This is a genomic window from Streptomyces sp. NBC_00539 (assembly GCF_036346105.1).
Taxonomy (GTDB): domain Bacteria; phylum Actinomycetota; class Actinomycetes; order Streptomycetales; family Streptomycetaceae; genus Streptomyces.
On sequence record NZ_CP107811.1, the window covers coordinates 4261034 to 4274453 of the forward strand.

Consider the following 13420-nt stretch of genomic DNA (forward strand, 5'->3'; position numbering starts at 1 on the left):
CAGGGGGAGCCGCCGCGGATTGGTTGCGGCCACGGAGACTGATCTACCCTGGAACGTCGAGCCCGGTCCGGATTTCCCATGCGCCGGCGCACCGCAGCCGTCCCGTGGACCCGGAAGGTACGAGCAGATGACGAGCAGGAGTACGGCTGCCATACCGGAGGCCGGCTCGGTCCGCCGCGTGCCGCACCCGGCGACCGGCGGCGCACCGGCTTCGCGGGCGGCGCGCTTCGACTGGCTGTGGGCGGCGCTGCTGACGCTCGCCGTCACCGTCTACGGAAGCGCCGGAGCGCAGCCCTGGCGCGACGAGCTGGCCAGCTGGAGCGCCGCCTCGCGCAGCACCGGGGACCTGATCGAGACGCTCGGCCACGTGGACGCCGTCTCCGGCCTCTACTACCTGGTCCTGCACTTCTGGATGTCCGCCTTCGGCGACTCCGAGACGATGCTGCGCATGCCGTCGGCGCTGGCCATGGCCGCGGCCGCGGGCTTCGTCGTACTGACGGCCCGTCGGCTCTTCGACCGCCGCACTTCCGTCTTCGCCGGCCTCCTCTTCGCCCTGCTCCCGTCGGTCTCCCGGTACGGGCAGGAAGCCCGGTCGTACGCCTTCGTCCTGCTGGCGGTCACCGCCGCCACCTGGCTGCTGATGCGGGCGCTCGACCGGCCGACCCTGCGGCGCTGGGCCCCGTACGCCCTCGCGGTCGCGCTGGCCGGGCTGTTCCACATCGTCTCGCTGCTGTTCCTGCTGCCCCACGCGCTGATCGTGGTGCTGCGCTGGCGGCGCGACCGCCGTGGCCGCACCGTCGGTGCCTATGCCCTCACGACCGTCGTCGCGCTGGTGCCGGTGATCCCGCTGGTGCTGCTGGGGCAGCGTCAGGTGGGCCGGCAGATCAGCTGGATCAAGACCCCGCACCTGCGGAACCTCGCCGACCTGTGGAGCGCCCTCTACGGCAGCCCGCTCGTCGCCCTCGCCGTCGCGGCGGCCGCGCTGCTCCCCCTCGCATGGGCCCGGGGCCGGCGACCCGCGCTGGAGCTCGGCCTGATCGGAGCGGTCCCCATCGCGGCCGACTTCCTGGTCTCGCAGGGCAGCACCTCCTACTTCATGGACCGGTACCTGCTGTTCACGGTCCCCGCCTGGGTGGTGCTGGCCGCCGCCGGTCTGGCCGCGGTCAAGCCGAAGGCGGTGGGCGTGGCCGGGCTGGCGGCCATCGTGCTCCTGGGCCTCCCCGACCAGCGCCAGTTGCGCACGGAGCTCGTGAAGGTGGGCCTCGACGGCGAGGCGGCCGCGGGGATCATCGCCAAGGGCTACCAGCCCGGGGACGGGTTCGTGCCCGTCCGGGGCTCCGACAGCGTGTACATGATCGACTTCCAGGTGGAGTACTTCCTCCCCGGCCGCGTCAAGCTCCGTGACGTGTTCTCCGAGCGCACCGCGGTGCAGCGCGACGACCTGTTCCCGCGGGAGTGCCCCCTGCCCGTCGCCTGCCTCGACAGCACGCGCCGCATCTGGGTCGTCACCTGGAGCGGGACGGACAACCCGTACCACAAGCTGCCCGGGGCGCAGGCGAAGGCACTGCAGAGCCACTACAAGGTGATCCGCAAGACCAGCGTCCGCGGACTCCAGGTGTCCCTGCTGGAGCGGACGAAGTAGTCCGGGCCGTCACGTGCCGCAGTTGACCTGGTCGCCGGTGGCGACCGCGAAACGGCCCTGGTAGGGGTCGTCCGCGCGGACCGGGACCACCTTCTGGTAGTCCGTACCGGCCGTCACAAGGACCGTGCGGCCCTGGCCCGCCACCGCGCGCAGCTCGCTGCCGGGCAGGGCGGTCGCCACCGTGCGGGCCGAGCGGTCCCAGCGGGGGTCGTAGGTGATCACCGTGCGCTTGACGTCCCGGCGGGCGCCGCCGCCGGGGACCCCGGTGGTGTCGAAGCCGGTGGCGCGCAGCGCGGAGTCCACCCGGCCGCCGAGGCCGTCGATGCGGGTGCCGTTCTCCACCTGGACGCGGATCTGGTCGGGCGGCACGTCGACCGGGACCGCCGCCGGGGGCCGGCCGCCGCCGCCCTGGGCGGGCTGTCCCGGCCGCCCGGCGGGGGCGTCCGCCAGCGGCCGGTCCTCGCGGAGCGACTCGAAGAGCTTGGCCGCCTTCGCCTCGTCCCACTTCACGGTCGAGCCGATCCCCTTGACCTCGTACGCGGTGTCGCCGACCGGGACCGAGGCGAACTCGGACGAGGAGGGGGTGAAGCCGCGCATCGCCTGCCCCAGGGCCAGCATCTGCTCCGAACCGAAGTCCCGGTCGGCCCGCACCGAGCCCAGCAGCGTCGAGCTGACCTGCTTGAACTTCACCGGGTTCAGCAGCACCCCGCTGCTCGTGGCCTGCTTGATCAGGGCCGCGATGAACCGCTGCTGGCGCTGCATCCGGCCGAGGTCCGCGGCCCCGTCGACGTGGCGCGAGCGTACGTACTGCAGGGCCTGGCCCCCCGTGAGCCTGTGGGTGCCGGGCAGCAGCTCCAGACCGGTGTAGCTGTCGCGCATCGTCTTGGCGGTGCAGATCGTCACACCGCCCACCGCGTCGACGGTCTTCATGAAGCTGGTGAAGTCGACCTCCAGGTAGTGGTCGATCTTCACCCGGGTCATGTTCTCCACGGTGCGCACGGTCAGGTTGGGGCCACCCTCCGAGTACGCGGCGTTCAGTTTGACGGGGTGCGCCTTGTGCGGCCGGCCGGTGTTCTGGTCCTGGTGGGCGGGGACCTCGGCGTAGCTGTCCCTGGGCAGGCTGATCACGGTCGCCCGGTCCCGGTCGGCGGACAGGTGCACCAGCATGATCGTGTCCGTGCAGTGGCACGGTGCCCCGCCGAGGCGGTACTCGCGCTTCTCCTCCGGCGTGATCTTGTCCCGGCCGTCGGTGCCGACGAGCAGGAAGTTCATCCCGTGCCCGGCCTGCGGGCGGTTCTTCATGTCCTTGAACGGGTCCACCCGGTCGATCCCGGTGTCCAGACCGGTCATGACGGCGTGCCCGACGGCCCCGCAGGACAGCACCACCACCGCCAGGCCGCCCGCGAACCGCACTCCCCACCGGGGGCCGTCCCCGGGGCGCCGGACCGGGCCGCCACCACCACCGTGCGGCGCGCGCCGGGGCGGCCGTGGCCGGGCGGGACGGGTGGGACGGTGCGGCTGGGGCACGGGGGACACCTCCGCGGGGGAGCAGCGGGGAACGGCGGGAGCGGCGGGAACGGCAGAGAGCGACGGGGAACGGCAGGGGGGCGACAGGGGCGCAAGGCCCGATATCGGAGAGTTTGTCGGCTATGGGGGATTGGCGAATCGTCAGAACAGTAGGCCCATACGATCAGCGTCCGTCCGTACCGCCCGTCCGCCGCGCACCCGGTTCCCCCGTACGCGGTAACGTGACACCGATACCCGACCGTGAAGGACCACATGCCCGCCCAGCAGCCCGCAGTCTCGGTGATCATGCCGGTGCTCGACGAGGAACGCCACCTGCGTGACTCGGTCCAGCACATCCTCGGCCAGGAGTACGCAGGCGAGATGGAGGTGGTGATCGCGCTCGGGCCGTCCACGGACCGCACCGACGAGATCGCCGCCGAGCTCGTACGCGAGACCGCGTCCAACGAACGAGCCCGCGTCCACACCGTCCCGAACCCCACCGGCCGCACCCCGGCCGCCCTCAACGCCGCCATCAAGGCCTCGCGTCACCCGATCGTGGTACGCGTCGACGGCCACGGCATGCTCTCCCCGAACTACATCGCCACCGCCGTCCGGCTCCTGGAGGAGACCGGTGCGCAGAACGTCGGCGGGATCATGCACGCCGAGGGCGAGAACGCCTGGGAGGACGCCGTCGCCGCCGCGATGACGTCGAAGATCGGCGTCGGCAACGCGGCCTTCCACACCGGCGGCGAGGCCGGCCCGGCCGAGACCGTCTACCTGGGCGTCTTCCGGCGCGAAGCGCTGGAGCAGCAGGGCGGCTACAACGAGGAGTTCATCCGCGCCCAGGACTGGGAGCTGAACTTCCGCATCCGCGAGGCCGGCGGACTCATCTGGTTCTCGCCCGAGCTCAAGGTCCAGTACCGTCCGAGGCCCTCCGTGCGGGCGCTCGCCAAGCAGTACAAGGACTACGGGCGCTGGCGCCACGTGGTGGCCCGCTACCACTCGGGCTCCATCAACCTGCGCTACCTCGCCCCGCCGGCCGCCGTCTGCGCCATCGCCGCCGGCCTGGTGGCGGGCGTCGCCGTGACCCCCTGGGCCTTCGCCGTCCCGGCGGGCTACCTCGCGGCGATCACCGCGGGCTCGATCCCGGCCGGCAAGGGGCTCTCGCTCAAGGCCCGGGCGCAGATCCCGGTGGCCCTGGCCACGATGCACATGTGCTGGGGCTTCGGCTTCCTGACCAGCCCGCGCGCGCTGGCGGCCAAGGTCATCGCCAGCCGCCGCCCGTCGGTGCGCCGGGACCCCTCGGAGGTCTGAGCGGCCCGTACGGCAAAAGGGGGTGGCCCCGGTCCGCAGCAGCGGACCGGGGCCACCCCCTTCGCGTTCCCGGCTCAGGTCACCACCGGTAGGGCTTGTACACGTCCATGCACTGGCTGCTGTCCGCGCCGTTGATCGCCTCGGCCGTGTCCGGGACCGATCCGGCCGCCGGGGGAGCCTGCTGCGGGTACGCGGTCCCCTCCCGCCAGTCGGCGCCCACGATCAGCGTGATCCGGGAGACGTCGGCCGACTGCTGCACCGCGGTCGCCGGGATGCCCAGCGCCGCCGCGACGCTCTGCGCCTCGTCGGCCCGGTCCGCGCTCGGGTAGCGGACCACGGTGGTCTTCTCCGGGATCAGCGCGCTGTCCGCCTTGGCCCCGGTGAACCCCTTGCCGACCAGCGCCCCGGCGACCGCGGAGGCCCGCTGCGGCACCAGCGGCATCCCGGCGCCCGTGCCGTTGACCACGTGCACCGTGATCTTGTCGGGCGTGGTGACCGGCTGCTGCGACGCGCCCGCGCCCGGCGCGCTCTGGCTGGGCTGGGCGGCCGGCTGGCCGGGCTGCGGGCTCGCGGAAGCCTGCGGGTCGCCGTTCTTGTCGAAGGCCACGTCCTTGCGGACCATCGTCCACAGCTTGTCGGCGTCGCCCTGGTTGACGATCAGCCGGTCACTGTCCCGGGGGTCCTGGAGCGTCGGCATCGTCGTCATCGTGATGCGGTTGACCGGCACGTCCTTGAGCTGCATCGTCAGGCCGTACAGCTTCTTGACCGAGCCGATCTCCTCGGAGACCTCCAGCGCCTTCGTACCCGCCTCCGCCAGGGCCGTGATCCTGCCGACGTCGGTGAAGGCGTTCTGGCCCTTCAGCTCGCGCATCATCGAGTTCATGTACATGTGCTGGGCCTGCGCCCGGCCCAGGTCGCTGCTGAACGCGTGCCGGGTGCGCAGCCACTGGAGCGCCTGCTCGCCCTTGATCTTGGTGACGCCAGCCTTGAGCTTGAGGCCGGAGCCGCCGCTGGAGGTGGGCAGGGGACGGTCCCAGACGTTGTCCTTCACGCAGACGTCGACGCCGCCGATCGCGTCCGCCATCTGCACGACCCCGGAGAAGTCGATCATCATCCAGTGGTCGATGTAGACGTTGGTCAGCTTCTCCCAGGTGGCGAGGGTGCAGCCGGGGCCCCCGCGCCCGAGGGACTCGTTGATCATGGCGTGCGTCTTCTTGAACTTCTCGCCGCTCTTCGGGTCCGTGCACTCGGGTACGTCCACCACGGTGTCGCGCGGAATGCTGACCACCGAGGCGTTCTTGCGGTCCGCGGAGACGTGCAGGAGCATCTGTACGTCGGCCAGCGGAGGCGCCCCGATGCTGTCCCGGCCCCCGCCGAGTTCGACGTTCTCCGGCTTGTTCCGGCTGTCCGAGCCGAGCAGCAGGATGTTCAGCGGACGCTGGCCCTTGGCGTTCGCCTCGGACTTGGCCACACCGCTCTCACCGCTCAGTCGCTGGCCGCTGCGGATGTTGCCGTCGAGGTGCCGGTAGTAGAGGTACCCGGCCCCCGACGTCGCGAGGACCAGGAACGCCAGCACCGAGGCCACCCAGAACAGCGCCCGCCGCCGGCGACGGCGGACGGGCCGCCCGCGGCGCCCCGGGGGCCGGGCCCCCGCGGAACCCGACCGCGGTGGGGGCACGACGCCGGTCGTGCCCCCGCCGCCGCCGGGTATGCCGTCGCCGGTGGCCTGGTCGGGCGCCCCCTCCCCACGCACGCTGCTGTGCCTCACGCGTACCCCCCTCAAGATCACATCGGTCAGAGTGCTGCCGGGCCTACCGGCTGCCGGCCGCGGTTCAGCGGCCGGTCGACGAGCAGGGCGGATGACCGCCCGACGAGCAGGGCGGATGACCGCCCGAGGAACAGGGCGGATGACCGCCCGACGAACACGGCGGCTCGGCGCCGCCCCCCACGACGCCCTGGGGCGCCGTTACTTGGCGCAGATCGCCTTGTCGGCCTCTACCCGCTGGAGCCCCTCCGGCGCCTGCTCCGGCACCGGGCCCGAGATCGGGACACCCGGCTCCTTGAAGTCGGCGCCGAGCGTCAGCTTCATCGGGGTGCGCGGCGCGGCGTCCGCCGGGCCGACCTTGAGGGCCGAACCCGCGAGCCCCATCATGTCCGCCAGCGCCCGGGCCTGGTCGGCCTGGTTGGGCGCGTACTCCAGCTGCGTGGTGTCGACCTTCACCGGAGCGTTGCCCAGGTTGCTGGCCTTGCCCACGCCCTTGCTGTTCTGCAGCCAGGTCAAGGTGGTCGAGGCCGACCCGGCCGGACCGCCGCCGTTGAGGACGTTCACCCGGACGTCCGCCGCGGGCGCGCGGTTGCCCTGGAGCTGCGCGTCCTGCTTGTTCTTGGCGTCCTGCGCCGCCGCCTTCTCCTTCTGCTCGACCTCCGTGAGCGAGACGTCGCCCCGGATCATCCGCAGCAGCGGATCGGCCTGCGAGGGGTTGGGTACGACGGTGATGTGCTTGCCCGGGGGGTCGTTCGGGTTGTCGACCACCGGCAGCGTCGTGAAGGTGATGTTCTTGAGGTTTATGTTCTTCAACTCGCCCGCGAGCGAGGTGAGCTGCTTGATGGACCCTATTCCCTGATCGACGCTCAGCGACTTGGTGGCCGCCTCGGCCAGGGAGAGGAACTTCTTCGGACTGGTCAGCGTCTCCTTGGACTTCATCTCGCGCATCATCGAGCCGAGGAACTGCTGCTGCGTCTTGATGCGGTCCAGGTCGCTCGCGTTGCCGAAGGCGTGCCGGGTGCGTACGAAGGCCAGCGCCTGCTCGCCCTGCAGCCGGCTCTCGCCCGCCGGCAGGTCGAGTTTGGAGTCCTTGTCGTGGACGGCCTTCTCCACGCACACCGGGACACCGCCGACGGCCGTGCTCAGGTTCTTCACCGCGTTGAAGTCGACCATCATGAAGTGGTCGACCTGGATGCCGGTGATCTGCTGCACCGTGCGCATCGTGCAGCCCGGGTCGCGGCCCTCTTGGCCCAGGCTCTCGTTGAACCGCACCGCGTGCTGGCCGGGAATGTCCTTGACCGCCCCGTCCTGCTTCGTCGGGCACACCGGGATGTTGGTGATCAGGTCGCGCGGGATGGACAACGCCGTCGCGTTGCTGCGGTCCTTCGAGACGTGGAACAGGATCGTCGTGTCCGCGTGGCCGACGCTGTTCGCGTCCCCGTAGCCCTCGTTGCCCTCACCGCTGCGCTTGTCGGTTCCGATGACCAGGATGTTGATGGGCTGGTCCTTCTTGAAGCCGCCCGTGCCCGCCGAACCGGTGTCGATGACGTTCAGGTTGCTGTTGAGGTGCTCGTAGTACAGGTACGCGCCCAACGAACCGGCGACGAGCACGAACGCGAGGGTTCCGCCGCCGACGACCAGCGCCTTCCTGCCACGGAACGGGGGCTTCCCGCCGCCGCCCTTGCGGGAGCGCCCGGGCCGGCGCCCGCCGCCCCCGGGCGGGGCGTCGCCGCGCCGGGGTCCGGGAACCGCCGGGGAGGCGGGGGAGGTGGCGGGGGGAGCCGTACGCGAGGTGCGCGCTCTGCGGGGGGAGGCGACGGACGGCTGCTGCGCAGCGGAATCGCCCAGTCGCAATTCGTAGTTGCCGGTGCGGGGGTTGAGAACCCACTGGTCAGCGGGGTCGATTTCGTCCGCCCGCCCACGGCTTTGCGCATCCACGGTTGCTCGAATCCTCCGTCGGTGCCTCGCGACGCGCCTCCCCCAAGGCGCACGGTCAACGTCCGGCTGCTGGTGCCCGGCGTCCTTAGCGGCCTGGGCACCGGATCGCTCACCTTATCCGGCCATGTCGGCCGCAAACCATGGCGGTGACGAAACCCACCCCCCGCATAACGCCCAAAACGCCCAACCCGTGCGGTTAACCCGTGGCTTTTTGGATTGCTTTACCGGCATCCCGGGGTGTCCGCCGTGGTGCCGGTGAAAGTGGGGACGGGTGAGGGGGGCGCACCGGTTCCGACCAGCCACGGGTAGACGGTCCGCGGCCCGTCCGTCGGGGACGGTCCCGCGGGCGGCTGCGGAGCCGTCGGCGAGGGCGGGACGACCGTCAGCGGCTGGTCCGCCCGCAGTTGACTGAAGAGCCGGTCCGCGTCCGGTTCGACGAGTTCGTCCCGGTTCGGGTCGGCGGCGTACGGGCGGCGCGGCACCGTGAGGAACATGACCTGGTCACTCGGTACGTCCCTCACCCCGCGTACCAGTTCGTACAGGCCCCGCAACGAGGCCAGCTCCGGGTCCGCGGTCACCGACGACGTCGCCGCGTCCAGCAGCGGGTAGAGCCGCCCCGGATTCAGCAACACCCCGTTGCTCTGCACCTTCTGCACCAGGGCGCCCAGGAACTGCTGCTGGCGCCGCATCCGTTCGGTGTCGCTGCCGTCGCCCAGGCTGTAACGGGCGCGCACGAAACCGAGGGCCTGCTCCCCGTGCAGCAGCTGGCGGCCGGCCGGCAGCCGCAGCTTCGCCTCCGGGTCGTTCATCGGCTGCTGCACGCACACCTCCACGCCGCCGACCGCGTCGACCATCTTCTTGAACCCGCCGAAGTCCAGCACCATGTGGTGGTCGACCCTGATCCCGGAGAGCTTCTCCACCGTACGGATCGTGCAGGCCGCCCCGCCCCACTGGTACGCCCAGTTGAACTGCGCCCGCTGCGCCTGCGTGCGGCTCCCGTCCGCCGTCAGGCAGGCCGGGATCTCCGTCACCAGGTCACGGGGTATCGACACGGCCGTCGCGCTCTTCCGGTCCGCCGGCAGGTGCAGCAGGATCGCGGTGTCCGAGCGCTGGGTGCCCTTGTCCCGGCCGTAACGGGCGTTGTCCTTGCCCGAACGGGTGTCCGAGCCGATGAGGAGGATGTTCTGGGCTCCGTCGGTGAGGTGCCTCGGGCGGTCCCGCTCGTAGCGCTCCAACTCGGCGGCGACGGAGGCGTCCGCCCGGATGTTGCCCTCCAGCTTCCGGTACAGCCACCAGCCGGCAGCCGCCCCAGCCAGCACCAGCAGGGCCAGCCCGAGCGCGATCCAGCGCAGCAGACGGCGCCGGCGGTCACGCGCAGGCGCCAGAACGCCTGCGGGCCCTCCGGTGCCGCCTCGTATGCCCGCGCTGCCCCTCAACTTCCGCACCGTCCCCTCACCCGTACCGATCGGCCGCACGGGTGGGTACGGCCTGTGCCGATCCTGCCCCCGGGCGGCCGGGGCGGCCCGGGGGCAGGGCCTTGTAAAGGGCCGTACGGGTGACAAATAGCGGTAGTGCGGGCGGTAAGGGCCCGGCGCCGGTCAGGCGGTGTGCGTGACCCGCTCGCTCTCGACCCGCTGCGCCAGCCCGGCCTCCGTCAGCCGGTCCAGGTTCCGGCACAGCACCACCGAGCCGCCCGAGGCGAGAGCGGCGAAGAGCCCCGCCGAGAGCCCCTCCCAGGTGTCGTAGCCCAGCCCGGACAGCACCCGTGACCCCTCGCCGAGGCCCCGCCGGGCCGCGTCCTCGCGGGCACGCGCGACGACCTGGGCGTACGAGAGCTCCTCCCCGCCCACCACCAGCCCGGGGGCGTCCGCGTCGACCGGCTGGAACGGTGCGAACCGGTCGCCCTGCCCCGGCACCTCCACGGCGTAGTCCGCGAACCCGGCCGGCGGCTGCGGGAAACGCCCGCCCAGCGGCCGCAGCGCGAGCGCCACCCGCTCCCCGGAGCACGCGGCGGCCTCCTCCAGGGTGTCCGGCCCGCTCACCACCACATCGGCGTCGGCCGGATCCCCGCCCACCTCGGCGACGACCCCGACGGAGGCGCAGGCGAGCAGCCACACCGCGCTCTGCCAGTGCGCGGGGAGCAGCAGCGCGAGCCGGGTATCGGGCTCGGCGCCCAGGTCGCCCTGGAGCAGATTGGCGGTCTTGGCCACCCAATTGGCGAAGGTGGCGACGGACAATTCGACGCGCTCGCCGGTGGCGTCGTCGTAGAAGGTGACGAGCGGGCGGCCCGGATCGGCGGCGAGCGCGGATCGCAGCAGGTCGGCAGGGGTGCGGTCAGTGGCGTTCACCCGCCACAGGGTACGCGGGGCCCTCCGCCGTACGGCGGCCCGCGGCTCCCCCGTACGGGGGAGGGGTATCCGTGATCCAGCGGACGGGCCGTCAGTTCCCCGATGGCGGTTCGGGATGAGCGTGTCCAGCATTTTTCCATGCGTGGATTCCTTGCTTCCTCGATCGGCGTCGCGACGGCTGCCGCACTGGCCCTGCCGCTCGCCCTGACCACTCCGGCCCTGGCGGCCGTGCCCCTCGGCGCGGCCGCCCCCGTGAACCCAGCCGGGTCCACCCAGTCGCTGCCGCTGGTCCCCCTGGGACGGGCGGCGGACCGCACCCCCGGCGTCCCCGGCATGAGCGCCGCCCCGCGCCTGCCCGAGACCCGCGGCCTGACGGCACGCGAGGTCAAGACGTTCTCGCTGGTCGGCGTCGTCTGGGACGACGCGCACACCCGGCTCCTCGGCCGCGTACAGGTCCGCACCCGCTCCGCCCGGACGGCGACCTGGTCCGACTGGCAGGACATCGAGACCCACAACGGCGATCACGCGGCCGACCCCGACGCGGCCGAACGCGGCTCCGGACGCGTACGCGGCAGCACCGCCCCGCTGTGGGTCGGCGAATCGGACGGCGTCGAGGTCCGCGTCCAGGCCGAACAGGGCACCCGGGCGACCTCGCCGCTGCCGTCGGGCATGCGGCTCGAACTGGTCGACCCCGGTACGCAGACCCGTACGACGGTCGCCGACGGCAAGAACCCCGGCGGGACCGGCCGGCGCGCGCCGGGGCGTCCGCAGGACGACGACAAGGGCGACGCGGAACCGGCCCCCGGCATGACCATGGAGATGACGGAGTCCTCCGCCGCGAACGTCCCGCTGGCCGCGCTCGGAGCCGACGAGATCACGGCGCTGGACAAGGCCGACTCCACCGCCGACGCGATCGCCGCGAGCGACGGCGGCCTCACCGCCGCCGCCCGCCCCTACATCGGGCCGCGGCCGCGGATCGTCACCCGCAAGGGATGGGGCGCGGACGAGGGCCTGCGCGAGTCCGGCTTCGTGTACACGAGCACGGTGAAGGCGGCCTTCGTCCACCACACCGCCTCCGGCAACAACTACGCCTGCGAGGAGGCCCCGTCGGTCCTGCGCAGCCTGTACCGCTACCACGTGCTGAGCGAGGGGTGGCGCGACATCGGCTACAACTTCGCCGTCGACAAGTGCGGCACGGTGTACGAGGGCCGGGCGGGCGGAGTCGCCAAGCCGGTGCTCGGCGCGCACACCATGGGCTTCAACACGAACAGCATGGGCGTCGCGGTGATCGGCACCTTCACCAACACCACCCCGCCGGCCGCGGCGGTCAAGGCGGTGGCCGGTCTGACGGCGTGGAAACTCGGCCTCTTCGGCGTCGACCCCCGCGCGAAGACGACCCTCACCTCGGGCGGCGGCAACCGGTTCAAGAAGGGCACCAAGGTCCGGATGAACGTCATCTCGGGCCACCGCGACGGCTTCGCCACGGAATGCCCCGGCCGCCGCCTCTACGACGAACTCCCCCCGACCCGCACCACCTCGGCCAAACTCCAGGGCCGCTGACCCCCACCGCGCCCCGGGCCCGCACCAGCCTCGCCGGCGAGTGGGGCCCGCACGACCCGCCCGCCCCCGTGTGAGGCCCGGGCCCGCTAAATCAGCCCGCCGCCGTGTGAGGCCGGGCCCGCTAAATCAGCCTCGCCGGCGTTTGAGGCGCGGGGTCCGGGGCGGAGCCCCGGGAAGCCCGGCGCAGCCGGGGCCGCTCGCGCAGCGGCGCCGCACCCGCCCCGCCCCGGGGCTCGGCCCCACCGCCGGGCCCGGGGCGCCCGGGTCGGCAAGACCGGCCCCGCCGCCGGGCCACGGCCCCCGCACGGCCGACCACCCCCCGCCCCCGGGATACGCTCAAGGCGTGGCCGCCCGCTTCGACCCCCTCACCCCCACCGCCGCCCGCGGCGGCCGCACCGGCGTGCCCGCAGGCCCCGGCCGCCCCGCCGGAGCCGGCGCCCGCAGCCGCGTCTGGGCCCCGCCCGGCCCCGTCGACCTCGGCCTCACCCTCGGCCCCCTGCGCCGCGGCCCCGCCGACCCCACCTTCCGCACCACCCCCGACGGCTCCGTCTGGAAGACCAGCCGCACCCCCGACGGCCCCGCCACCCTCCGCCTGGCCGCCGCCGCCCACGAGGTCCGGGCCGAAGCCTGGGGCCCCGGCGCGGCCTGGGCCCTCGACACGCTGCCCGCCCTGCTCGGGGCCGACGACGACCCCGCCGCCTTCGTCCCCCGCCACCGCCTCCTGCACGCCAGCCACCGCCGCCGGCCGGGCCTGCGCCTGACCCGGACCGGTCTGGTGCTGGAGTCCCTCATCCCGACGGTGCTGGAGCAGAAGGTCACCGCCGACGAGGCCTACCGCGCCTGGCGCCGCCTGGTCCGCCAGTACGGCGAGCCCGCCCCCGGCCCGCGCCAGGACCTGTACGTGATGCCCTCCGCCCGGACCTGGACCCTGATCCCCTCCTGGGACTGGCACAAGGCCGGCGTCGACATGAAGCGCTCCGCCACCATCCTGCGCGCCGCCCGCGTCGCGAACCGGCTGGAGGAGGCGGCGTCCATGGCCCCCCTGGCGGCCGCGCAGCGCCTGGAGGCGGTCCCCGGCATCGGCCCCTGGACCTCCGCCGAGACCCTCCAGCGCAGCAACGGCGACCCCGACGCCGTCACCACCGGCGACCTCCACCTGCCCGGGATCATCGGCTACGCCCTCGCCGGGGACCGGGACGCCGACGACGCCGTCATGCTGGAGCTCCTCGCCCCGTACGCGGGCCAGCGCCACCGCGCCGCCCGTCTCGTCCTCCTCGCCGGCCACGCCCCGCCCCGCCGGGCCCCGCGCATGTACCGCACGGACATCGGCAAGATCTGACGCCGGCT

General features: G+C 73.0%; 9 protein-coding genes. 4 read left to right on the forward strand and 5 right to left on the reverse strand.

What is annotated here, in order from left to right; translation table 11 throughout:
• Window positions 1-127 precede the first annotated feature (127 nt).
• Window positions 128-1642, forward strand: a complete 1515-nt coding sequence (locus OG861_RS19165; protein WP_329195736.1) for a glycosyltransferase family 39 protein — start codon at window positions 128-130, stop codon at window positions 1640-1642.
• Window positions 1643-1651: 9 nt separating this feature from the next.
• Here the strand turns inward: OG861_RS19165 and OG861_RS19170 are convergent, their stop codons facing one another.
• The gene (locus tag OG861_RS19170) at window positions 1652-3169 is read right to left on the reverse strand and encodes an LCP family protein (protein ID WP_443056525.1); all 1518 of its coding nucleotides are present in this window, start codon (window positions 3167-3169) and stop codon (window positions 1652-1654) included.
• 252 nt (window positions 3170-3421) lie between these two features.
• Here OG861_RS19170 and OG861_RS19175 point away from each other — a divergent pair, with 252 nt between their 5' ends.
• Window positions 3422-4462, forward strand: a complete 1041-nt coding sequence (locus OG861_RS19175; protein ID WP_329195734.1) for a glycosyltransferase family 2 protein — start codon at window positions 3422-3424, stop codon at window positions 4460-4462.
• 79 nt (window positions 4463-4541) lie between these two features.
• Here the strand turns inward: OG861_RS19175 and OG861_RS19180 are convergent, their stop codons facing one another.
• The 4 genes from OG861_RS19180 to OG861_RS19195 all read right to left on the reverse strand — a co-directional run bounded on the left by OG861_RS19180 (window position 4542) and on the right by OG861_RS19195 (window position 10513).
• The gene (locus OG861_RS19180) at window positions 4542-6230 is read right to left on the reverse strand and encodes an LCP family protein (RefSeq protein WP_443056524.1); all 1689 of its coding nucleotides are present in this window, start codon (window positions 6228-6230) and stop codon (window positions 4542-4544) included.
• A 198-nt stretch (window positions 6231-6428) separates the two neighbouring features.
• Complete coding sequence (locus OG861_RS19185) at window positions 6429-8165, reverse strand: LCP family protein (protein WP_329195732.1); 1737 nt, start codon at window positions 8163-8165, stop codon at window positions 6429-6431.
• Between the two features lie 221 nt (window positions 8166-8386).
• Window positions 8387-9601, reverse strand: coding sequence for an LCP family protein (locus OG861_RS19190; RefSeq protein WP_443056764.1), 1215 nt, complete (start codon window positions 9599-9601; stop codon window positions 8387-8389).
• A gap of 162 nt (window positions 9602-9763) precedes the next feature.
• Entirely contained in the window at window positions 9764-10513 is a 750-nt protein-coding gene (locus OG861_RS19195; RefSeq protein WP_329195731.1) for a TIGR03089 family protein, read from the reverse strand.
• A gap of 138 nt (window positions 10514-10651) precedes the next feature.
• On the opposite strand from OG861_RS19195, the gene OG861_RS19200 reads away from it, so the two are divergent.
• Window positions 10652-12073, forward strand: coding sequence for a peptidoglycan recognition protein family protein (locus OG861_RS19200; RefSeq protein WP_329195729.1), 1422 nt, complete (start codon window positions 10652-10654; stop codon window positions 12071-12073).
• 343 nt (window positions 12074-12416) lie between these two features.
• Window positions 12417-13412, forward strand: a complete 996-nt coding sequence (locus OG861_RS19205) for a DNA-3-methyladenine glycosylase family protein (RefSeq protein ID WP_329195728.1) — start codon at window positions 12417-12419, stop codon at window positions 13410-13412.
• Window positions 13413-13420: the final 8 nt, after the last annotated feature.

What these genes read in the sequence shown, in the direction of transcription:
- OG861_RS19165 (WP_329195736.1), top strand. Translation starts at nt 128, where the DNA reads ATGACGAGCAGGAGTACGGCTGCCATACCGGAGGCCGGCTCGGTCCGC.
- OG861_RS19200 (WP_329195729.1), top strand. Translation starts at nt 10,652, where the DNA reads ATGCGTGGATTCCTTGCTTCCTCGATCGGCGTCGCGACGGCTGCCGCA.
- OG861_RS19175 (WP_329195734.1), top strand. Translation starts at nt 3,422, where the DNA reads ATGCCCGCCCAGCAGCCCGCAGTCTCGGTGATCATGCCGGTGCTCGAC.